This window comes from Micromonospora noduli, assembly GCF_003264475.1.
Lineage (GTDB): Bacteria > Actinomycetota > Actinomycetes > Mycobacteriales > Micromonosporaceae > Micromonospora > Micromonospora noduli.
In genome coordinates this window covers 384,831-406,172 of the sequence record NZ_PYAC01000001.1, presented here as the reverse complement: position 1 = coordinate 406,172, position 21,342 = coordinate 384,831, and the positions used below count along the sequence as shown (strand labels likewise).

The window sequence follows — 21,342 nt, the reverse complement described above, 5'->3', positions numbered from 1 at the left end:
CAATATGGAGGAGCCATGGAGGCGGCGGAAACCGGGCGCGCGGCGGTCGCCGAGCGACTGCTCACGTCCTCACTGCGGACCAGCTACGACCCCACCGTCGAGATCGACTGGGACGCCCCGCACACCCCCGGCGCCTACTGGCTCCCGCCACAGCGCAGCAGCCTCTACGGCACGCCACTGTGGGAACAGCTCAGCGAGGAGCAGCGCGTCGAGCTGACCAGGCACGAGGTGGCCAGCGCGGCCAGCGCCGGGCTGTGGTTCGAGACGATCCTCATGCAGATGCTGATCCGGGAGTACTACCGTGCCGACCCGACCAGCCGGCAGGCCCAGTACGCGTTGACCGAGGTCGCCGACGAGTGCCGGCACTCCATCATGTTCGGCCGGCTGATCGAGGCGATGGGTTGTCCGGTCTACCGCGCGAGCACCGTGGACCACCACCTCGGGCGCTTCCTCAAGGCCACCGCCAGCGGCCCCCGGATGTACGCCGCGATCCTCATCGCGGAGGAGATCCTCGACGCGTTCCAGCGCGAGATCATGGCGGACGAGTCACTCCAGCCGCTCATCCGGATGGTCTCCCGCATCCACGTGGTGGAGGAGGCGCGGCACGTCCGGTTCGCCCGCGAGGAACTGGCCGCCGAGGTCGCGGCCACCGGTTCGGTGGGCATGGCGTACGCCCGACTGTTGGTCGGTCGCGCGGCCTGCACGATCGCCAACCGCCTGGTCCATCCCGACGTGTACGCGGCCGTGGGCATTCCGCCAGCCGTCGGTCGGGCCGCTGCCCGCGCCAACCCGCACTGGCGTGCCACCCTCCGCTGGTCCGCGGCGCGGGTGCACGCCCACCTGGCGGACGTTGGCCTGGTGGCCGGGCCGGGGCGCCTGCTGTGGGCGCGGGCCGGGCTGATCTGATCCGTTGTCCCTGGGGTGAGCGGCGTGGGGGCCCCGTTCCCGGCCGGACCCCCACGCCGCCCGTGTCGGCTCACTCGCTGCGGGCGAAGCCACCCTTCGGCGCGATGATCTCCAGGTTCGTCCCGTCCGGGTCGTTGAAGTACGCGACCTCGGTGCCGACCGCCGCCGGCGGCTCCACCTCGCCGGACGCGAACGTGTACGGCTGTCCGAGGAACTCGAACCCGGCCTCGCTCATCCGGTCGTAGACCGCGCGCACGTCGTCCACGTGGAAGCACAGGTGCATCGAGCCGGGCCGGTTGGCCGCCACCTGGGCGGCGTCACCGACCGGCTCCTGAAACTGGATCAGGTCGATCCCGAGGTTGTCGAGGTTGAACGTGGCGTACCGCAGCTTCGTCGTCGGCAACCCTTGTGACTGCGCGAAACCGGTGCCGTGCATGTTCTCGTCCCGAACGACCGGTTCCGCGCCGAGCAGGGCCTGGTAGAACGCGACCGAGCGGTCGAGGTCACTCACCGCGATCCCGACGTGCGCGGCCTTCTTCAGCCCGATGGACACGGTCGCGGGATTGGGGAATGGCATCCTGACTCTCCTTACCAGCGCTCTTCGTCGCCTGTGTCGATGCTGATCTTCCTGGCGTACCCCGGGTGAGATCAGTTCATGCGACCTCGCTGTCAGGCCCGTTCGACCCGCGCCTGCTGGTGATCGGTCAACCGCAGCCCCACACCGCGGACGACATCGATGGTGGCCCCGGTGCCCAGGTCTTGCAGCTTGCGGCGCAGCCGCTTGACCAGCGACTGCACGTCCGCCTTGCGTTCGCGCCCCTCGTCACCCCAGACCGACCGGTGCAACTCGGCGTAGCTCCAGACCCGGGCCGGCTCGGTGATCAGGCAGGTCAGCAGGTCGTGTTCCAGGCGGGTGAGGTCGATCTCACGTTGTCCGCAGCGGGCGCTGGAGCGGGCGGAGTCGATCACCAGTGCGGCGACCGGCGCCGGTTCGGACGGGGCGGCTGCCTGCTGCGGAGCGGCGATCAGCCGGCGCAGCTCATCGAGGTCGGACACCAGCAGCAGCGGTGCGATGCCGTCGAGAAGCTCCGCGAGCCGGATGCGCTCGGCTGGCGACGGGGTCACCGCGATCAGCAGTGGGAACGGCTCGTCGGCCGGATCGCCCCTGTTCACCGTTGCCTCGTCCTCGGCCACCGCACCACCCGGGATCGATGGGCATCCCTGCCCAGCTCTCGTCACGGTTCTGACAATGATTGGCAAGCGTGCCGCCAGCCAGGGCAACTCTTAGCGACAAGTTGCTCACGGCAAGTTCTTGATCGTCCGTTCTTCTCGATCATAGTGTCCACTCGGGCAACCGGCGTGACCCGCGCGGTGCATGGGGGAGGTCCACCATGGCCCATTTACACCCTGGGTCGTTCTGAGGGAGGCAGCACCGATGTTCAGACGTCCACAATGGCGGCGCGCGGCCAGATCACTGGTAAGCGCCGGCGCGGCGACGATCCTCGCCGCGACATGCTTGGCCACGATCAGCTCGGGCGCGCAGGCTGCGCCGGGCGGTGCGATGGGGGCGGGCGCCCAGACCGGGGACAAGATCCGACCGGAGCTCGCCAAGCAGCTCCAGGCCAAGAGTGAAGGGGACTTCTGGATCCGGTTCAAGGACCGGGCGGACCTGAGCAAGGCCAGCGCCATCAAGGACTGGTCGAAGCGTGGCACGGCGGTGGCGGACGCGCTGCGCAAGACCGCCGCCGCGAGCCAGGGCAAGATCCGGGCCGACCTCGACAGCTCGGGCACCAAATACCAGACCTTCTGGGCCACCAACGCCATCAAGGTGAACAGCGGTTCGCTGGCGATGGCCCAGAAGTTCGCCGGGCACTCGGAGGTCGAGGGCCTCTACGCGCCGGTCGCGTACAAGGTGCCGGAGACGACCAAGGGCACCGACGAGAAGACCGTGAACGCCCTGGAGTGGGGCATCGCCAACATCAACGCCGACGACGTCTGGTCCCAGTACGGCGTCAAGGGCGAGGGCATCACCGTCGCGAACATCGACACCGGGGTGCAGTTCAACCACCCGGCGCTGGTGAACTCCTACCGGGGCAACAACGGCGACGGGACGTTCGACCACAACTACAACTGGTTCAACGCCGCCAACGCCACCGGGGCCTGCGCCACCGCCCCCTGCGACGGCGACGGCCACGGCACGCACACGATGGGCACCATGGCCGGCTCCGACGGCGCGAACCAGATCGGTGTCGCCCCCGGGGTGAAGTGGATCGCGGCGAACGGCTGCTGCCCCAGTGACGCCGCTCTGGTCGAATCCGGTCAGTGGATGCTCGAACCGCTGGACCTCAACGGTCAGAACGCGGACGCGAGCAAGCGCCCCAACATCATCAACAACTCGTGGGGCACCCGGGACCCGTCCAACGAGCCGTTCATGGAGGACGTGACGAACGCCTGGGCCGCGTCCGGGATCTTCGGCAGCTGGTCCAACGGCAACAGCGGACCGGCCTGCCAGACCAGTGGCTCGCCGGGCAGTCTCGTCAGCAACTACTCGACCGGCGCGTACGACAGCAACAACAACGTCGCCGGCTTCTCTGCCCGCGGCGCCGGCCAGAACGGCGAGATCAAGCCCAACATCTCCGCGCCGGGCGTGAACGTGCGGTCGAGCATCCCGGGCAGCGCCTACGGCAGCATCAGCGGCACCTCGATGGCCGCACCGCACCTCGCGGGCGCGATCGCGCTGCTGTACTCGGCGGCACCGTCGCTGGTCGGCGACGTCAATGCGACCCGCGCGCTGCTCAACGGCGCGGCGATCGACAAGGCCGATGACCAGTGTGGTGGCACCGCCGCCGACAACAACGTCTACGGCGAAGGCCGACTGGACGCCCTCGCGTTGCTCAACGCCGCCCCGACCGGCGACATCGGCACGCTGGCCGGCACTGTCACCGACGCGACCTCCGGCGCCCCGATCGCCGGCGCGACACTGACGCTCACCGGCGCGTCCGAGCGTGAGCTGACCACCGGTGCCGACGGCAAGTTCTCCACCCAGCTCCCCGCCGGCGACTACCAGGTCGCCGTCGCGGCGTTCGGGTACGCCAGCACCAGCAAGACGGCGACGGTCACCAAGGGCGCCACCACGACGCTCGACGTCGCCCTCACGGCGGTGCCGAGTGTCAACGTCACCGGAGCGGTCACCGACGGCTCCGGCCACGGCTGGCCGTTGTACGCGAAGGTGACAGTGACGGGTGTGTCCGGTGTCTACGACTACACCACCCCGTCGAACGGCCGCTACAGCATCAAGCTGCCGGCCGGGCAGACGTACACCCTGAAGTACGAGCCGCAGTACCCGGGCTACCAGACCGTCACCAAGGAGGTTGTTGTCGGCTCGGGCAACGCCACCGCCAACGTCGCCGTGCCGGTGGACAGCACCGTGTGCACCACCGCGCCCGGATACACGACCGGCTCCGACGGTGAGTACGAGACCTTCGACGCAACGACCACGCCGGCCGGCTGGACCGTCGTGGACAACGCGGGCAGCGGTCAGGTCTGGAAGTTCACCGACGACGGCGACCGGGGCAACCTGACCGGCGGCAGCGGCAACTTCGCGATGATCGACAGCGACAACTACGGTGCCGGCACCAGCCAGGACACGTCCCTGGTCAGCCCGGTGGTCGACCTGACCAGCGTCACGGCCCCGGTCATCCGGTTCAACCAGGACTTCAACCAGCTCAACGACGACACCGCTGACGTGGACCTCAGCATCGACGGCGGTGCCACCTGGACCAACGTGCTCCGGCAGGAGACCGACGTCCGGGGACCGAAGCTGACCGAGATCCCGATCCCGCAGGCGGCCGGTAAGGCGCAGGTGCAGGTTCGGTTCCACTACTACGACGCCTCGTACGAGTGGTGGTGGGAGGTCGACAACGTCCTGATCGGCAGCCAGGTCACCTGCGTGCCGGTCGACGGCGGTCTGGTCGTCGGCAACGTCCGCGACAAGAACGACGACAGCTACGTCAACGGCGCGACCGTCACCAGCAAGGATCGGCCCGCCGAGAAGGCCGTCACCGTGGCGACCCCGGACGACCCGGGGCTGGCCGACGGCTTCTACTGGATCTACTCCTCGCTGACCGGCGAGCACCCGTTCACGGCGACCGCCGGCAACTACGTCAGCCAGACCAAGCCTGTCGACGTCGAGGCCGACTGGGCGACCACCGCGAACTTCCAGCTGGCGGCCGGTCGACTGGCGGTGACGCCGACGCAGCTGAGCGCGACGCTCCAGATGCCCAACGGCAAGACCAGCAAGTCGTTCACGGTGACCAACACCGGCGGCGCGCCGGTCGAGGTCAAGTTCGGTGAGCGGGACAACGGGTTCGAACTCCTGCGGGCGGACGGCTCCACTGTCACCCGGCAGCAGGTGCTCGGGTCCAGCGGTGCGCCGGAGCAGCGGCTCACCGTACCGACGTCGTTCGCCGCCAAGGCGTCCGGCAAGGAGGCCAAGGCCGCTGCCGCGGCGGCCGGCCCGCAGGCGGCGCCGTGGACCGACATCGCCAACTACCCGTCCACGATCATGGACAACCGGGTGGTGAACCTGGACGGCAAGGTGTACTCGCTCGGTGGCGGCGACGGTGAGGCCTCCACCGCCAAGAACTACGCCTACGACCCGGCCGCGCAGACCTGGACGGCGATCGCCGACCTTCCGGGCGCGCGCAACGCAGTGACCGCGGGCGTGGTGAACGGCAAGATCATTGTCACTGGCGGCTGGGCCGACGCCGGCCCGGACTCCGCCACCTGGTCGTACGACCCGGGGGCCAACACCTGGACCGAGCTGGCCGACAACCCGGCACCGCGGGCCGCGGCCGGTCAGGCCGTCGTCGACGGCAAGCTGTACGCGGTCGGTGGCTGCACCACGGCCGCCTGTCTGCCGATGTCGAACAGCGTCGTCCGGTACGACCCCACCGGTGACAAGTGGGAGACGATGGCCAACTACCCGAAGTCGGTGGCCTTCGCCTCCTGCGGCGGGATCGACGGCGTCCTCTACTGCACCGGCGGCAACGACGGTTCCGCCGCGCAGAAGTCCAGCTACGCCTTCGACCCGGGGGCCAACACCTGGACCGCCATCGCCGACGCGCCGGCCGACAACTGGGCCAGCTCGTACGCCGTCGCCAGCGGCAAGCTCCTCGTCGTCGGTGGCTCGCAGGGTGGGGCCATCAGCAACGCCGGCTTCGCCTTCGACCCGGCCGCCGGTTCCTGGTCAAACCTGCCCAACTCCAACACCGCGCGGTACCGCGGCGGCGCGGCGTGTGGCTTCTACAAGATCGGCGGCTCGTCCGGCAGCTTCAACGCGGCTCCGGACAGCGAGGTGCTCCCGGGCTTCGAGGGATGCTCCGAGTCGGCGGCCGACGTCAGCTGGATGACCATCGACAAGTCGGCTGTCACCCTCGCACCGGGTGCGAAGGTCACTGTCACCGTCGGTCTGACGGCGAACGTGGACCAGCCGGGCACCTACTCCGGCGCGGTCGCGATCTCCGAGAACACCCCGTACTCGGTGGCACCGGTCGCGGTGACCATGACCGCGAACCCCCCGAAGACCTGGGGCAAGCTCATGGGTACGGTCACCGGCACCAGCTGCCAGGGTGCGACCTCGCCGCTCACCGGCGCGGTCGTGCAGGTCGACTCGTGGGCGGCGTCGTACACCTTCGCCACCGACGCCGAGGGCAAGTACGCCTACTGGGTGGACCGCCGCAACAACCCGCTCACGATGATCGTGGCCAAGGACGGCTGGAAGCCGCAGACCCGTCAGACCCGGATCGACACCGCCACTCCGACCGTGGAGAACTTCGGGTTGGCACCCATCAAGTGCTGATGCTTGAGCACTAGCCGAAAAAATCCGGCCCGCCTGGTCCCCGACCAGGCGGGCCGGACCGCGCCCCGGGTGATCAGACGGGAGCGAGCCGGAAGCCGACGCCGCGTACCGAGTGGATCGTCGCCGTGGCGTTGAGACTGGCGAGCTTGCCGCGCACCCGGCGGATCACCGAGTGCATGTCGGAGCCCCGGCCGAGGTGCCGGTTGCCCCAGACCTCGAGGTGCAGGCGCTCGTAGGTCCAGACCTGCCCGGGCGCGTGCACCAGGCAGAGCAGGACGTCATGCTCCAGCCGGGTCAGGTCGATCTCCTGGTCGCGCCAGCGCAGCACCCGGCGGTCGGAGTCGACGGCCAGATCCGGTGGCGGTGGCTGTGGGCTCGGCGCCACCTCGGCGAGCGCCACAGTGGTCGGGGGAGCCGGGGCGGCAGGCGCCTCGACCACCCCGAGGAACTCTCGTGCCTGGTCGACGGTCGAGACGATCAGGAAGGCGTCACTGCCACCGAGCAGCCGGGCCAGATGTCGCCGCTCGGCCGGCGAAGATGCGATGCCGATGACCAGGCTGGCCACTGGAATTCCCTGCATTTGCCAACACCTTCCGGTTCCCCAACTCACTCCGGATGGATTTTTCGCACCGCCGACCGAAACATCGATCGGCGTCCTGACCCTAGTGGTGACTGATCTCGGCTGGGTAAAACCTGGTCGCATGTAAGCACGTGAATCCCGCCGCGCCGTCCAGGTCCCCCCGGCCCACCGCCGACGATCCGCTTTTCCGGAAGCGGCGGGGGTGGTTGTGACAGAACCAAGACAATCCGAGGACGGGGTACGGACCTGCCGGGGCGAGCATGGTCGCCATGTCCATCGGATCGTTGTACTCCGTCGGGCGGTCGACGCCCGGTCCGGCGCGACCGCTGCCGCACGCTCGCGCCGCGGTGCCGCTGGGGCTCCGACTGCTCGCGGCGGCGCTGTCCGGTCTGGTTGCCCTGACCCTCACCGCCGTCGTCTTCGTGCGGACGTACCCCGGGCAGTGGCTGGACGGGGTGCTCCTGCCGCGCGCCGAGCGGGGCGGGGGGTACGAGCAGCAGACCGTGCTGGTGGGCCCGGCCAAGACCGTGCTGGCCACCTTCGGCAGCCCGAGCCTCATCGCGGCCCTGCTCGGTGTGGTGCTGCTGGTGGGTCTGCTCCGCCGGCGGCTGGTGGCGGGGGTCGTCGGTGTGGGCATTGTCGTCTGCGCGGTGCTGCTGGCCGGCGCGGTGAAATCGGAGCTGCCCCGCCCGGATCTGCAGATCCTGAGCTCCACCACCCACAACAGCTTCCCCAGCGGCCATGTCGCGGCGGCGACCGCCCTGCTGCTGGCGTTCATGCTGGTCCTGCCCGGGTGGGCCCGGCGCTGGCTGGCGGCGCCGGGCGCGGTGGGTGTCTCGGTGATCGCCTCCGCCACGATGATCGCGGGCTGGCACCGGTTCAGCGACGTGCTCGGTGGCGTACTGCTGGGGGTGACAGTGTTCTGCCTGGCCGCGGCCGCGTTGGCGGCCCGTTCCGGCGACCGCGACCCGACCGGCGGTTCGGGCGGCGGCAGCCTCTGGCGCGGGCTGGCCGAGGCGGGGGTTGGGCTGGTGGTGCTGGTCTGGGCGCTGCTGGTGGTCGTGCCCGGTCTGGCCGCGTCGGTGCAGCGCGGCTTGTTGATCGCCATCGTGGCCGCTGCCGCGTCGACGATGTTCCTGGTGGGCGCTGTGGTGTTCCTGGTGCGTTCGACGGATTTCGCGGTGCCGCTCTCCCCACGGAACCCCGCGCAGCCACGGCCGACGACCGAAACCCGAAAGATCTCATGATGGGATACTTGACGACATGTCCCAGGTGCTGTTGATCGAGGACCACCAGACGGTGCGCGACGGACTGCAGTTGGCGCTCACCCGACAGGGCCACACCGTGCATGCCGTGGGCACCGGTGAGCAGGGGTTGGAGCGGCTGCGCACGACCCCGTCCGATGTCGTGGTCCTCGATCTCATGCTGCCCGGGATGGACGGGTTCGAGGTCTGCCGCCGGATCCGGCAGCTCGGCGACCTGCCGATCATCATGCTCACCGCCCGCAACGACGACATGGACGTGGTCGCGGGCCTGGAGGCCGGCGCCGACGACTACGTGGTCAAGCCCGTTCAGGCCCGGGTGCTGGAGGCCCGCATCCGCGCGGTGCTGCGCAGGACCGGTGGCGACTCGCGGCGCGGCGGCGACCGGGCCGGCCTGGAGCAGCACGGCGCGTTGACCATCGACCGGGCCGCGCTGGTGGTCAGCAAGGACGGAACGCCGGTCAGCCTCGCCCCGACGGAGCTGCGGCTGCTGCTCGAACTCTCGCACACGCCGGGCCAGGTGCTCAGCCGCCAGCAGCTGCTGGAGGCCGTGTGGGAGCACGGCTATCTCGGCGACTCGCGACTCGTGGACGCGTGCGTCCAGCGGGTACGCGCCAAGATCGAGGTCGATTCGTCGGCACCGGTCTACATCCAGACCGTGCGTGGTTTCGGATACCGGTTCGGGCCGCTGTGACACAGTGGCGCCGGGTCGGCGCGTGGGTCTCGGGTCTACGGGTCCGGCTCGTCCTGGCGTTCGCGCTGCTGGGCGTCACCACGACGGTGGCGGTGGCCAGTGGCAGCTACTTCCAGGCTCGGAACGTCATCCTGCAGCAGGCGCAGGACGCCGCGGTGATGTCGCTGACCGACCAGCTCACCAAGGTCTACCCGATCGCCCAGCTTCCGCCGACCCAGGACGACCTCGAACTGTTGGCCCAGCGCCTCAGCGACCGGGAGAGCTTCGCGGTGGTCCTCTACCGGGACATGCGGGCACAGGGGGGCTCCGAAATCACCGACCCGCTCACCCCGGAGCTGCGGCAGGAGGTCCGTGACGGTCGCATCGCCTGGCAGCGGGTCTTACTCGCCGGACAGCCCGCGCTGCTCATCGGTACCCAGTTGGCGCTGGACCGCCCGGACGGCACGTCCCGCCCGTCCGGGGTGGAGGTCTACTCGGTGCGCAATCTCGTGCCCGAGCAGCAGAGCATCGACCAGCTCGCCACCAGGGCGTGGCTGACCGGCGGGTTGTCCCTGGTCCTCGCCGTCCTGCTGGCCCTGCTGTCCGCCCGCGGAGTCCTGCGACCCGTCCGCGACCTCAGCCGGGCTGCGCGCCGCCTCGGTGAGGGCGATCTGAGCACCCGGTTGACGGTCCGCGGCGCCGACGAGCTGGCGGATGTGGCACGGACCTTCAACGACACCGCGGGCACGTTGGAGCGGCAGGTCGGCGAGCTGCGGCGGTTGGAAGCCGACGCGCGCCGCTTCGTGGCCGACGTCTCGCACGAACTCCGGACACCGCTGGCCGCGATGACGGCGGTCACCGACGTGCTCGACGAGGAGGCGGAACACCTGCCCGGGGACGCGGGCCGGGCCGCCCGGCTGGTCAGCCAGGAGACGCAGAACCTCACCCAGCTGGTCAACGACCTCATCGAGATCAGCAGGTTCGACTCCGGCACCGCGCGGCTCGCCCTGGACGACGTGGACGTGGCCGCGGCGGTGACCGCGACCCTGCGGATCCGCGGCTGGCTGGACCGGGTACGAACGGAGTTGCCACCTGGCGTCGTGGCTCGACTCGACCCCCGCCGACTGGACGTCATCGTCGCCAACCTGGTCGGCAACGCCTTCCGGCACGGTGCCGAGCCGGTGTCGGTGCGACTCAGCGCCGACCCGGACTGGGTCACCATCGAGGTGGCCGACCGGGGGCCCGGACTGGACCCGGAGGTGTTGCCGCACGTCTTCGACCGCCTCTACAAGGCCGACACCGCGCGAACCCGCTCCGAGGGCAGTGGCCTCGGTCTCGCCATCTCCTGGGAGAACGCGCGCCTGCACCGTCACGGCGAGCGACGGGGGAGCCTCGTCGCGGGCAACGGCACCCACGGCGGCGCGGTGTTCACCCTCCGACTGCCCCGCGAAACGGCGGACACCGGAGGTGCCCGGTGACCGGCCGACGGACGGGCCGCGCGCTGCTCGCCAGCGGACTGCTTCTGACGCTGCTCGCGGCGGGCTGTGGGGTACGCCCCAGCGCGGTCATCACCGGTCGCCCGCCGATCAGCGGCCCCGCCCAGGGCACCTGGGTCTATCTTCTCGCACAGGGCGAACTGGTGCTGGTCCTCCGCCCGGTCACCACGGACCCGTCGCCCGCCGCCGCGCTCTCGCTGCTCGCGGCCGGTCCGCAGGAGAACGAACGCGCCCAGGGTTTCACCAGCGACGTTCCGGCCGGGCTCGACCCGGTCACGGTGACGGCGGGAGCCGGTCGGTCCGGTGACCTCACGGTGCGGGCGAACATCGCCGCGCAGGCGTTGTCAGCGCACGCGGCCGACCAGATCATCTGCACGACGGTCGCCGCCGCGGCGCAGGTCAGCGCGGCGAACACCGCCACCACCGTCACCATCGTCGGGTCGGACGGCGTCCGAGGGCCTCGGGCGTGCCCGATCAGGTGACCGCGCACGACCGCCGACTCACACCAGGTGGTCGACCGCTCGGGCCGGCCGGGGCAACCCGCTGTGGCGGCCGTGGTCCTGGTCGGCCAGCGCGCCGGCGATCAGGATGTCGATCAAAGCGGCGAAGCCGATGCCGGCCTGCTGCCAGATCTGCGGGAACTGGGACGCGGCGGTGAAGCCGGGGAACGTGTTGACCTCGTTCACGATGGGCTCGGGCGACCCCTCGGTGGGCAGGAAAAAGTCGACCCGCAGCAGCCCACGGCAGTCGAGGGCCTGGAAGGCGCGAATCGCACGGTCCTGAAGCACCTCGGTGGTCGCCGCGTCGAGCGGGGCGGGAATCTGGAAGATCGCCCCGCCGTCGTACTTCGCGTCGTAGTCGAAGAAGCCGGCGCCGGTCACCCGGATCTCCAGCGGCGGGCCGGCCTGCACCCGGCCGTCCGGGTGCTGGAGGACGGCCACGTCGATCTCGCGTCCCCGCGCCCCCTGCTCGACGAGCACCTTCGGGTCGACCTGGCGGGCCTGCTCCAGCGCGGCGGGAACTCCCGCCCAGTCGTCCACCCTGACGACGCCCAGGCTCGACCCGGCCCGGGCCGGCTTGACAAAGACCGGCAGTTCCAGCCGACGCTGGTCCTCGGGCGACAGGGCCTCGCCGGGACGCAGGGTCACCCCCGGGCTGACCCGCAGGCCCTCCGCCGCGAGAAGCCGCTTGGTGACCCCCTTGTCCATGCCGGCGGCGCTGGCGAAGACGCCGTTGCCGACGTACGGCACGCCGAGCCATTCCAGCAACGACGACACGGTGCCGTCCTCGCCGTACGGGCCGTGCAGGGCCGGGAACACCACGTCCTGGGCGCGCAGGACGCGCAACGCCGCCGGCAGGGGCGTCGGTCGGCCGCCGACGTGCCACCCGCCGTCGCGGTCGATGAGCACCTCGGTGACCTGGTACCGCTCACGGTCCAGGTGGGCGAGGATGCTCGCCGCCGAGCGGCAGGACACCTCGTGCTCGCCGCTCTGCCCGCCGTACAGCACTGCCAGTCGGGTTGTCATGAGTTCCGTGCCCTTCCGTGGAGGTACTCGCGGGCCACCCGGGCCCCGATGCCGGTCAAGATCTCGTGTGGGTTGGTGTCGGCCCAGCGGGCCCACTCGACGACCGTCGGAGGGCGCTGGTCACCCTCGGCCGGGCCGAACACCACGACCGGATCGCCGATCGTCACGGGAAGATCCCCGGCGTCGACCACGCACTGGTCCATGGCGATGCGCCCGACGATCGGGCACCGCCGGCCGGCGAGCCACACCGAGGCACGGCCACCCGCGGCCCGGGGCAGCCCGTCGGCGTAGCCGAGCGGCAGCAGCGCCAGCGTGGTCGGTGTGCCGGTCACGTGCTCGGGCCCGTAGGAGACGCCAGTGCCGGCCGGCACCCGCTTGACGTTGACCACGCTCGTTCGCAGGGTCATCGCGGGGTGCAGCCCGAACTCGCCCGGACCGCTCACGCCGAACGGGTCCACGCCGTAGAGGGCGATCCCGATCCGGCAGAGGTCGAAGCGGGTCCGTGGTGCGGAGAGCGCGGCCGCCGAGTTGGCCAGGTGGACGAGATCGGGGTCCAGGCCAGCCGACCGTGCGGTCCGCAGCGCCTCCTCGAAGATCGCCACCTGACGGGTGAGCGCGGGGGCGCCCGGCAGGTCGGCGTCGGCGAGATGGGACCACACCCCGCGCACCCGGATCCCGCCCTCTCGTTCGTACTTGCGGGCCCAACCGACCAACTCGGGCCAGTCGTCCCCGGCGGCCCCGTTGCGGGACAACCCGGTGTCCGCCTTGAGCTGCACCATTGCCGGTGCGCCGAGCAGACGGGCCGCGTCGGCGACGGCGTGCAGGTGCGTCGTCGTGGACACGCCGATGTCGACGCCACCCTTGATCAACATACCGAAGTCGTCATTCGGGCCGTGCAGCCAGCTCAAGGTGGGCGCTGTCACACCCGCTTTGCGCAGGGTCAGCGCCTCGGCCGAGGAGGTCACTCCCAGCCAGGAGGCGCCGGCGCGCAGCGCGGCCCGGGCCACCTGCACCGCGCCGTGGCCGAACCCGTCGGCCTTCACCACGGCCATCAGTCCGGTGCCGGTGACCGACGCGATAGTCCGCACGTTGCTGGCGATCGCGTCCAGGTCGATCAGGGCTTCGGCGAGGGCGCTCATCCGGTCGCCTCCACCCGGCGCGTGCCGGGCAGCGCGAACAGCCAGCCCGCGCGAACCGCCAGCAGCCCGCGGTGAACGGCCAGGCTCAGGCCGATCACCAGCCCGCTCAGCAGAATCGGATAACCGAGCACGATCAGGCCCTGAGCGGACCCACCCAGCCCGGAAACCGGTACCAGCAACAGCCGGTGCAGCAGGGCCAGGACCGGCATGTGAATGACGTAGATCGGCAGGGTGATGCGGCCGAGCCTAGCCAGTGGTCTGCTCAGCGCCGACCACCGCGACAGCCGGGCAGCGGCGGTTATGCCGAAGATCACTGCCACCACGGACACTGCCGGCCACACCCCGAACCACTGCTGGGCGCCGGTCACCGCCATCGCGGTGAGCGCCAGGACGTAGCCACCCGAGGTCAGCAACAGCCGGCGGCGGCTTGCGGTGGCGGCCCACCGCTGGATCTGCGGCCGCAGGTACAGGCCGGCGAGGAAGAAGACCAGGTTCTGGTAGAGGCCGGCGCGGTTGCCCGGGGTGTCGAGCAGGCCGGCGGCGGCGACGGCGGACAGCGCGGCGGCGGGGACCAGGACCAGCGCCCGGGGCAGCCTGCGGGTCGCCTTGGCGATCGTGAAGTACAGCGCCAGGGCGTACAGGTACCAGAGGTTGGACGGCGTGATGGTGAGCTGCTGCAGCAGGCCGAGCGCCGAGGTGGCCCGGTCGGTCGGCAGTCCCGGCGCGGCGGCGAGGACCACCGTGTGGATCAGCAGCCAGACGGCGTACAGGTAGAGGAACCCGGCGATCCGGCTGCGGGCGACCACCCGCCACGGCCGCTGGGCGGCGTTCGCCGCGAAGACGCCCGAGATGGTGAAGAACAGCGGCATCCGCAGCGGGAGGAACTGCTCACCCAGGGTTCCCCAGAAGCCCGGCACCGGTACGCCGATGTGCCAGTCGATCTGGAGGTAGTCCTTCACGACGACGTGCCACAGGACGACGAGGATGATGCAGACGCCCTTCGCGGCATCGGCCCACTCCGCCCGGTGCGATCCGGCGGCGCGCGCGGGCGCGGAGGCAGGCGTGGGTCCGGTCCGTTGGCGGTGGCGGAACCGGACGCGCGTCGCGTCGGGCTCCAGCTCGGCGGGCCGGGACTCGGTCAGCTGTCGGATCACTCACCGAAAGCTGCCAGCCGGATATCCGCACGTGATCCACGAATTGTCATGAGTTGGTAATGGACGCCGCCGGACCCGATCCGTGGGCGGTTCCGAGCCGCCCCCGGCGGACGCCGGGCGGCACTAGGCTCGTTGCGGAGGTGCCGAACATGAAGCTCGGGCTGCACTACTGGAACTACTCGACCCCGGCCGACCCCGCCGCGATCGCACCGACCCTGGCGCAGACGGCGACAGTCGCCGAGCAGGCCGGCGTCGCGTCGTTCACGGTGATGGACCACTTCTTCCAGATGGACGCGGTGTTCGCGGCCGAGGAGCCGATGCTGGAGGCGTACACCACGCTCGGCTACGTCGCGGCCATGACCCAGCGGATGACACTGGGCGTGCTGGTCACCGGCGTGATGTACCGCTACCCGGGGTTGCTCGCCAAGACCGTGACGACCCTCGACGTGCTCTCCGGCGGCCGGGCCCGCCTCGGCATCGGCGCCTCCTGGTACGAGCGGGAGCAGCTCGGGTTGGGCGTGCCGGTCGTCCCGGTGGCCGAGCGGTTCGAGCGGTTGGAGGAGACGCTGCGCATCTGCCTTCAGATGTGGAGTGCCGACGACGGCCCGTTCAACGGGCAGCACTACCAGCTCGCCGAGACCATCAACTCGCCGCAGCCGTTGAGCCGCCCGCACCCGCCGATCATGATCGGTGGCGGCGGCGAGAAGAAGACCCTGTTATTGGTGGCCCGGTACGCCGACGCCTGCAACCTGTTCGGCCGTGGCGGCATCGACGACGTCGCGCGCAAGCTGGATGTGCTGCGCGGGCACTGCGCCGCCGAGGGCCGCGACTACGACACCATCGAGAAGACGGTGGTCGCCTCGCAGGCGCCGCTGGACGACACCGACGCGTTTCTCGCCGAGGTGGCCGAGTACGCCGCGCTCGGAGTGAGCGAGGTGCAGGTGACACCGGATCGGCACCCGGTCGAGTTCGCGCAGCGGCTCGGCGACGAGGTGCTGCCCCGGTTGGCCGACATCGGCTGATTCCGCCACGAGGGGTGCGGGCGGCCATTGTGAACGACTGGCCAATTCCTGGGGGATCAATGGTGCGCCCGCGCCGGCTTCGGCTCCACGAACGACGTTGCCGGCGGGGATGAGCCGGATCACATATGGCGGTTCGCTTCGACTGCCGGAAATTGTTCGACGGCGTGCCAGGTAGCCTCTCCGGGTGTCGCAGATGTTACCGCTTCTTGTTACCGATCGGTATGACGTCGTCGAGCTCATCGGCCAGGGCGGAATGGGTCGAGTGTGGAAAGCCCGCGACCGAATGCTGCAACGGGACGTCGCCATCAAGGAAATCGTTCCGCCCCCCGGCCTGACCATTGAGGCGCGACAGGAATTGCGGGTCCGGTCACTTCGGGAGGCTCGGGCAATTGCGCAACTCGACCACGTCAACGTTGTCCGGGTCTTCGATGTGCTGTTGAGCGCCGACGGCGACCCGCAGATCGTGATGGAGTACGTGCCGTCCCGTTCGCTGCACGACACCATCACCACCGACGGTCCCGTCCCGCCGGTGCGGGCGGCCGAGATCGGGCTGGCCGTGCTCGGCGCGCTGCGCGCCGCCCACCGCGCTGGGATCATGCACCGCGACGTCAAACCGGCCAACATCCTCGTCGGCGCGGACGACCGGATCGTGCTCACCGACTTCGGCCTGGCCACTGCCGTCGAGGACGTGAACCTGACCCTCAGCGGTGTGGTGCTCGGCTCGCCCGCGTACGTGTCTCCCGAGCGGGCCATGCGGGGCACGGTGGGTCCGGAGGGGGATTTCTGGTCGCTCGGCGCGACCCTGTACGCCGCCGTGGAGGGCCAGTCGCCGTACGCCCGGCCGTCGAGTCTGATGAGCCTCACCGCGCTGGTCACCGAGCCCCCACCCGCGGCGCGACGGGCGGGACCGCTCGCACCGGTGCTGGCCGGTCTGCTGCGCAAGGACCCGGCCGAGCGGGTGGACGCCGACGCGGCCGAGCAGTTGCTCCGGGCGGCGCTGGACGGCACACCGCGGCCGCCCATCGCGGTGACGTGGCGTCCGGCGCCCGCACCAGCGGCGGTCACGGCCCATCCGGTCGGCGCGCCCGGCGTACCCCGGTCGTCGGCCCCGGTGGCGGCGGATCGTGCCGGTCGGGGACCGGCCCGCCGACGGCGGACCTGGGTCCTCGGTGGTCTCGCGGCAGTGGTCGCGCTCGGCCTGGCGGTAGCGGTTCCGCTGGCCACCCGCCGTGCGTCACGGCCGGCCGGGGGAGAGGCCGAGCTGGTGGACGCCGCCGTGCCGGGTACGCCGTCGACGCCCGGTGCCGCACCGACGACCGCTGCGCTCCAGCCAATCTCGTGGTCGGTCTACCGGGACAGCAGCGGCTTCTCGATGCCGGCGCCGCGCGACTGGCAGATCGTCCGACGCGGGCAGCGGGTCGAACTCCACGAGCCGGGTGGCGAACGGATGCTGGTCGTCAGCCGGACCGGCTCGCCACGCAGCGACCCGTTGGCCGAACTGGGCGGACCGGCCGTCAGTGGGCGGTACCGCGACTACCGCCGGATCGAGCTGATCGCCGTCAACTACCAGGTCAAGGCTGCCGACCTGGAGTGGGTCTACACCAGCGAGGCGGGTACCGCGATGCGCGGGCGCCAGCGCGCCTTCACGACGGGTGAGCGCCTGGGCTACAGCATCGCCTGGTTGACACCCGAGTCCGCCTGGGCGGTGGCCGGGGCGGACGCGTTCCGGGAGGTCACCGCGGGCTTCCGGCCGGCGTCGACGGCGGGCGGGGCGACCCCGTCCGCCACGCCGGACCGTCGAGTGTCACCGACTCCGAGCGTGTCCCCGGCGCGGTCGGGCAACCGGCTCGTCGGGGTGGCGAGCAAGCGGTGCCTGGACGTCAGCGCGCCGGACTCACCCGACCCGGTCCGGCTCGGGATCTGGGACTGTCGGGACGATCGCGCCTCCCACCAGCTCTGGTCGATGCGGTCGGACAGGAGCGTGCAGTTGGGTGGGCGTTGCCTGGACGTGCTCTCCGCGTCCAGCGACGCCGGGGCGGCGATCCAGCTCACCACCTGCAACACGACCCCGGCGCAACAGTTCACCCTGAACGAGGCCGGGCAACTCGTCAACGCGCACAGCGGACTGTGCCTGGGCACTGTCGGCCAGAGCACCGCGAACGGCGCGATGATCGAGCAGCGCAGCTGTAGCGCCGGCACGAGCCACCTGCAGTGGACCCGGCGATAGCGCCCGGACACGGACGAGGGCCGTCCTCCCTGTGGTGCGGAGGACGGCCCTCGTCGGTGGTTGGATCAGGCGACCGCGGCGGGGAACCGTTCCCAGACCCGGTGCGCGGCCATCAACTGCTGCACCGCGGTCAGCGCCTCGGCGCCCGAGCCCGCCGCCACGACGCCCGGGGTGCCGGCGACGCCGGCCTGCTCCAGCACTGTGACGCCGGCGCCCCAGGCGCCGATCGCCTTGGCGTGCCGCCAGGACTCCTCGACGAGCAGCAGCACGCGGGGGTCCACGGTGGCCGGGGCCGGTGTGCCCGCCTTGGCGTCGCGGGCGGGCAGGGCATCCGGTGCGGGTGCCGGCGCTCCGGCCAGCAGGACTGCGTCGAACTCGACCGACCGGCCGGTGGCGAAGGTGCGCTGCACCGGCAGGTCGCCCACCATGCCGCCGTGGGGGGCGATCAGCAGCGGCACCATGCCGGCGCTGAACACGGCCCTGCGGACCTCGTCGACGCCCTCCAGGTCGCCGTCGGGGTCGACGACGATCCCGACCATCCGGCCGTCGCTCGGCCACTCCCGACCGACCTGCGACAGCGCCGGGCTGGGCGTGACGTCGGGGAGCGGCACGGTCGGCTGGGGTGCGGGCAGGCCCAGGCCGGTGGCGACCTGCTCGCACAGCACCGGGTCGATGTTGGCGAGGCTCTGCAGCTGACGCTCCTTGATCGTCTGGTGGTAGCACTTGCCCAGCTCGAAGGTGTACGCCCGGATGATGTGTTCCTTCTCGACCGGCGACATGCTCAGCCAGAACAGGCGGACCTGGCTGTAGTGGTCGTCGAACGAGGCCGGGTTCGCGCGTACCTTCGGTGCCTGCGCGACAGTGACCGGCACGTCGACGAAGGCGTGCTCGGCGTCCCCGGCGGGGAACGGGTTGCCGCCGTCGAGCGAGTTCGGTCGGTACGGCGCGACGCCGGCGTGCACGGCGTGCTGGTGGAAGCCGTCGCGCAGCATGTCGTTCACAGCCGCGTGCGGGCGATTGATCGGGATCTGCGTGAAGTTCGGCCCGCCCAGCCGGGTGAGCTGCGTGTCGACGTACGAGAAGAGCCGGCCCTGCAACAGCGGGTCGTTGGTGACGTCGATGCCCGGGGGCAGGTGACCGAGGTGGAAGGCGACCTGTTCGGTCTCGGCGAAGAAGTTCGTCGGCGTCCGGTTGAGCACCAGCCGCCCGATGGGCTGTACCTCGGCCAGCTCCTCCGGCACGATCTTCGTGGGGTCAAGCAGGTCGATGCCGGCGAAGGTCTCCTCGGGAGTGTCCGGGAAGACCTGGATGCCCAGCTCCCACTCGGGGTACGCGCCGGCCTCGATGGCGTCGTAGAGGTCGCGGCGGTGGAAGTCCGGGTCGATGCCGCCGATCAGCTGCGCCTCCTCCCAGGTCAGCGAGTGCACGCCCAGCTTCGGCTTCCAGTGGAACTTGGCCAGCACCGTCTCCCCGGCCTCGTTGACGAGGCGGAAGGTGTGCACGCCGAAGCCCTCCATCGTCCGGTACGAACGCGGAATGCCCCGGTCGGACATGTTCCAGATGGTGTGGTGCTGCGCCTCGGTGTGCAGCGACACGAAGTCCCAGAAGGTGTCGTGGGCGCTCTGCGCCTGCGGGATCTCCCGGTCGGGGTGCGGCTTGCCGGCGTGGATGATGTCCGGGAACTTGATCGCGTCCTGGATGAAGAAGACCGGGATGTTGTTGCCGACCAGGTCGAAGGTGCCCTCGTCGGTGTAGAACTTCGTGGCGAAGCCACGGGTGTCGCGGACCGTGTCGGCCGAACCCCGCGAACCGAGCACCGTGGAGAACCGGACGAAGACGTCGGTCTCGCGTCCCTTCTTGAGGAAGCCGGCCCGGGTGACCGCCTCGGCGGTGCCGTACGCGGTGAACACACCGTGCGCGCCGGCACCCCGGGCGTGCACCACGCGCTCCGGAATACGTTCGTGGTCGAAGTGCGTGATCTTCTCGCGTAGGTGGTGGTCCTGGAGGAGCACCGGGCCGCGCGGGCCGGCCTTGAGCGAGTGGTCGGTGTCGCGCAGCCGCGCCCCGTTCGCGGTCGTGAGGTAGGCCCCCTGCTGGCCGTTCGCGATCGTCGGCGCGCCGGTCTCCGCGCCGGTCGGCGTGCGCGTCTGCGGTGCCCCCTGTTCCGACTTCGGCGGCAGCGGGTCGTGCGGCGTCGTCGGCTCCTCAAGCGGCGGTGGCGCGCTCCCCGGCGCGCCGGGGACGTCCGGGGTGAGGGCATCGGCGATCTTTCCTGAGGCGGTCTTCACGACGTTCTTGACCGCCTCGGCGGGCTTGCTGGAATCCACTGAAAGAACCTCTCCATGGCGCGTGTGCGGGCCGGCGCCTGCCCTGCTACCCCAGGTCAGAGGGTCGAAACACGACTGATCTCGGCATCCTGCGCCGGGACTGGTGATTTCGCCGATGCCGGGATCGGCGGAGCAGCCAAAACTGACACACGTCGATATCCCTCGACTTTAGGGAGTGCCCGACGTGTCCTCACCAACCACCACCCGTCCCCGTTCCGTCGCAGCCCGTGCCACCCGGCTCGCGCTGGCCGCCGTCCTGGCCGCCGGCGGCGTCCTGGCCGGATCGTCCGGCGCCGCCCAGGCCGCCGGCCCGTACGAGCGGGGCCCCGCCCCGACCACGGCGATCCTGGAGGCCAGCCGTGGCCCGTTCGCGACGTCCTCGCAGAGCGTGTCCTCGCTGAGCGTCACCGGCTTCGGCGGCGGCGTCATCTACTACCCGACCAGCACCAGCGAGGGCACCTTCGGCGCCATCGCCATCTCGCCCGGCTACACCGCCGCCTGGTCCAGCATCAGCTGGCTCGGACCACGCATCGCCTCGCACGGTTTCGTGGTGATCGGCATCGAAACCAACAGTCGGCTGGACCAGCCGGACAGCCGGGGCCGGCAGTTGCTCGCCGCGCTGGACTACCTCACCCAGCGCAGCTCGGTGCGCACCCGGATCGACAGCAGTCGGCTCGCGGTGGCCGGCCACTCCATGGGTGGCGGGGGCAGCCTGGAGGCGGCCTCGTCGCGGCCGTCGTTGCAGGCCGCGGTGCCGCTGGCACCGTGGAACCTGGACAAGAGCTGGTCCGAGCTGCGGGTGCCCACGCTGATCGTCGGTGGCGAGAGCGACTCCGTCGCGCCGGTCTCGTCGCACTCGGTGCCGTTCTACAACAGCATCCCGGCCTCCGCCGAGAAGGCGTACCTGGAGCTGAACGGGGCGAGCCACTTCTTCCCGCAGACCACGAACACGCCGACCGCCCGGCAGATGGTGGCCTGGTTGAAGCGGTTCGTCGACGACGACACCCGCTACGAGCAGTTCCTCTGCCCCGGCCCGAGCGGCTCGCAGATCCAGGAGTACCGCAACACCTGTCCCAGCGCCTGACGGCGGTCACGGGGCGGTCGCTGCTGGCGGCCGCCCCGTCCACGTGCGTAAAGGGGGCATTGAAGGTCTTGACGCCAAACCCGAGA

General features: G+C 70.8%; 16 protein-coding genes. 9 read left to right on the top strand and 7 right to left on the bottom strand.

The annotated features are described in order from the left end of the window. The first annotated feature begins 15 nt into the window (after window positions 1-15). The gene (locus tag MED15_RS01810; protein WP_112734646.1) at window positions 16-906 is read left to right on the top strand and encodes an AurF N-oxygenase family protein; all 891 of its coding nucleotides are present in this window, start codon (window positions 16-18) and stop codon (window positions 904-906) included. Window positions 907-976: 70 nt separating this feature from the next. Here the strand turns inward: MED15_RS01810 and MED15_RS01805 are convergent, their stop codons facing one another. Beyond that, window positions 977-1,483, bottom strand: coding sequence for a VOC family protein (locus tag MED15_RS01805; RefSeq protein ID WP_112589431.1), 507 nt, complete (start codon window positions 1,481-1,483; stop codon window positions 977-979). Window positions 1,484-1,575: 92 nt separating this feature from the next. After that, a complete protein-coding gene (locus MED15_RS01800) occupies window positions 1,576-2,100 on the bottom strand; it encodes a winged helix-turn-helix domain-containing protein (protein WP_112725405.1) in 525 nt (174 codons plus the stop codon). Window positions 2,101-2,341: 241 nt separating this feature from the next. Between MED15_RS01800 and MED15_RS01795 the strand changes: the two genes are divergently transcribed. Beyond that, window positions 2,342-6,766, top strand: a complete 4,425-nt coding sequence (locus MED15_RS01795; RefSeq protein WP_112734645.1) for a S8 family serine peptidase — start codon at window positions 2,342-2,344, stop codon at window positions 6,764-6,766. Between the two features lie 73 nt (window positions 6,767-6,839). On the opposite strand, the gene MED15_RS01790 is transcribed toward MED15_RS01795, so the two are convergent. After that, window positions 6,840-7,346, bottom strand: coding sequence for a winged helix-turn-helix domain-containing protein (locus tag MED15_RS01790; protein WP_112589437.1), 507 nt, complete (start codon window positions 7,344-7,346; stop codon window positions 6,840-6,842). A gap of 269 nt (window positions 7,347-7,615) precedes the next feature. Between MED15_RS01790 and MED15_RS01785 the strand changes: the two genes are divergently transcribed. From MED15_RS01785 to MED15_RS01770, 4 genes are read left to right on the top strand one after another with little or no spacing between them, the layout of a single operon-like run. Continuing rightward, on the top strand, window positions 7,616-8,593 hold the full coding sequence (locus tag MED15_RS01785; RefSeq protein WP_167457546.1) for a phosphatase PAP2 family protein: 978 nt from the start codon (window positions 7,616-7,618) through the stop codon (window positions 8,591-8,593). A gap of 16 nt (window positions 8,594-8,609) precedes the next feature. Continuing rightward, complete coding sequence (locus MED15_RS01780; RefSeq protein WP_112589441.1) at window positions 8,610-9,302, top strand: response regulator transcription factor; 693 nt, start codon at window positions 8,610-8,612, stop codon at window positions 9,300-9,302. After that, a complete protein-coding gene (locus MED15_RS01775; RefSeq protein WP_112734643.1) occupies window positions 9,299-10,759 on the top strand; it encodes a sensor histidine kinase in 1,461 nt (486 codons plus the stop codon). Before MED15_RS01780 ends, MED15_RS01775 begins: the two co-directional genes overlap by 4 nt. After that, window positions 10,756-11,259, top strand: coding sequence for a hypothetical protein (locus MED15_RS01770; protein ID WP_244220328.1), 504 nt, complete (start codon window positions 10,756-10,758; stop codon window positions 11,257-11,259). The genes MED15_RS01775 and MED15_RS01770 overlap by 4 nt, the downstream gene beginning before the upstream one ends. A gap of 18 nt (window positions 11,260-11,277) precedes the next feature. Here MED15_RS01770 and MED15_RS01765 read toward each other — a convergent pair whose 3' ends face one another. From MED15_RS01765 to MED15_RS01755, 3 genes are read right to left on the bottom strand one after another with little or no spacing between them, the layout of a single operon-like run. Further along, a complete protein-coding gene (locus MED15_RS01765) occupies window positions 11,278-12,303 on the bottom strand; it encodes a D-alanine--D-alanine ligase family protein (protein ID WP_112589445.1) in 1,026 nt (341 codons plus the stop codon). Beyond that, window positions 12,300-13,442 (bottom strand): alanine racemase, encoded by a 1,143-nt coding sequence (gene alr, locus MED15_RS01760; RefSeq protein ID WP_112734642.1) that lies wholly within the window; start codon window positions 13,440-13,442, stop codon window positions 12,300-12,302. The genes MED15_RS01765 and alr overlap by 4 nt, the downstream gene beginning before the upstream one ends. After that, window positions 13,439-14,596 carry an acyltransferase family protein gene (locus MED15_RS01755; protein ID WP_112733472.1) on the bottom strand — a complete coding sequence of 386 codons (1,158 nt, stop codon included), beginning with the start codon at window positions 14,594-14,596 and terminating at the stop codon, window positions 13,439-13,441. Before MED15_RS01755 ends, alr begins: the two co-directional genes overlap by 4 nt. A 149-nt stretch (window positions 14,597-14,745) precedes the next feature. On the opposite strand from MED15_RS01755, the gene MED15_RS01750 reads away from it, so the two are divergent. Both MED15_RS01750 and MED15_RS01745 read left to right on the top strand, forming a co-directional pair. After that, window positions 14,746-15,618 (top strand): LLM class F420-dependent oxidoreductase, encoded by an 873-nt coding sequence (locus MED15_RS01750; protein WP_112733480.1) that lies wholly within the window; start codon window positions 14,746-14,748, stop codon window positions 15,616-15,618. A 184-nt stretch (window positions 15,619-15,802) separates the two neighbouring features. Beyond that, window positions 15,803-17,845, top strand: coding sequence for a serine/threonine protein kinase (locus MED15_RS01745; RefSeq protein ID WP_112734641.1), 2,043 nt, complete (start codon window positions 15,803-15,805; stop codon window positions 17,843-17,845). A 65-nt stretch (window positions 17,846-17,910) separates the two neighbouring features. On the opposite strand, the gene MED15_RS01740 is transcribed toward MED15_RS01745, so the two are convergent. Beyond that, window positions 17,911-20,172, bottom strand: coding sequence for a catalase (locus MED15_RS01740; protein WP_112734640.1), 2,262 nt, complete (start codon window positions 20,170-20,172; stop codon window positions 17,911-17,913). Window positions 20,173-20,356: 184 nt separating this feature from the next. Here MED15_RS01740 and MED15_RS01735 point away from each other — a divergent pair, with 184 nt between their 5' ends. Continuing rightward, on the top strand, window positions 20,357-21,256 hold the full coding sequence (locus MED15_RS01735; protein ID WP_112605684.1) for an alpha/beta hydrolase family protein: 900 nt from the start codon (window positions 20,357-20,359) through the stop codon (window positions 21,254-21,256). Window positions 21,257-21,342 lie beyond the last annotated feature (86 nt).

Coding starts and splice junctions, on each gene's coding strand:
- MED15_RS01810 (WP_112734646.1), top strand. CDS start 16: ATGGAGGCGGCGGAAACCGGGCGCGCGGCGGTCGCCGAGCGACTGCTC.
- MED15_RS01805 (WP_112589431.1), bottom strand. CDS start 1,483: ATGCCATTCCCCAATCCCGCGACCGTGTCCATCGGGCTGAAGAAGGCC.
- MED15_RS01795 (WP_112734645.1), top strand. CDS start 2,342: ATGTTCAGACGTCCACAATGGCGGCGCGCGGCCAGATCACTGGTAAGC.
- MED15_RS01790 (WP_112589437.1), bottom strand. CDS start 7,346: ATGCAGGGAATTCCAGTGGCCAGCCTGGTCATCGGCATCGCATCTTCG.
- MED15_RS01785 (WP_167457546.1), top strand. CDS start 7,616: ATGTCCATCGGATCGTTGTACTCCGTCGGGCGGTCGACGCCCGGTCCG.
- MED15_RS01780 (WP_112589441.1), top strand. CDS start 8,610: ATGTCCCAGGTGCTGTTGATCGAGGACCACCAGACGGTGCGCGACGGA.
- MED15_RS01765 (WP_112589445.1), bottom strand. CDS start 12,303: ATGACAACCCGACTGGCAGTGCTGTACGGCGGGCAGAGCGGCGAGCAC.
- alr (WP_112734642.1), bottom strand. CDS start 13,442: ATGAGCGCCCTCGCCGAAGCCCTGATCGACCTGGACGCGATCGCCAGC.
- MED15_RS01750 (WP_112733480.1), top strand. CDS start 14,746: ATGAAGCTCGGGCTGCACTACTGGAACTACTCGACCCCGGCCGACCCC.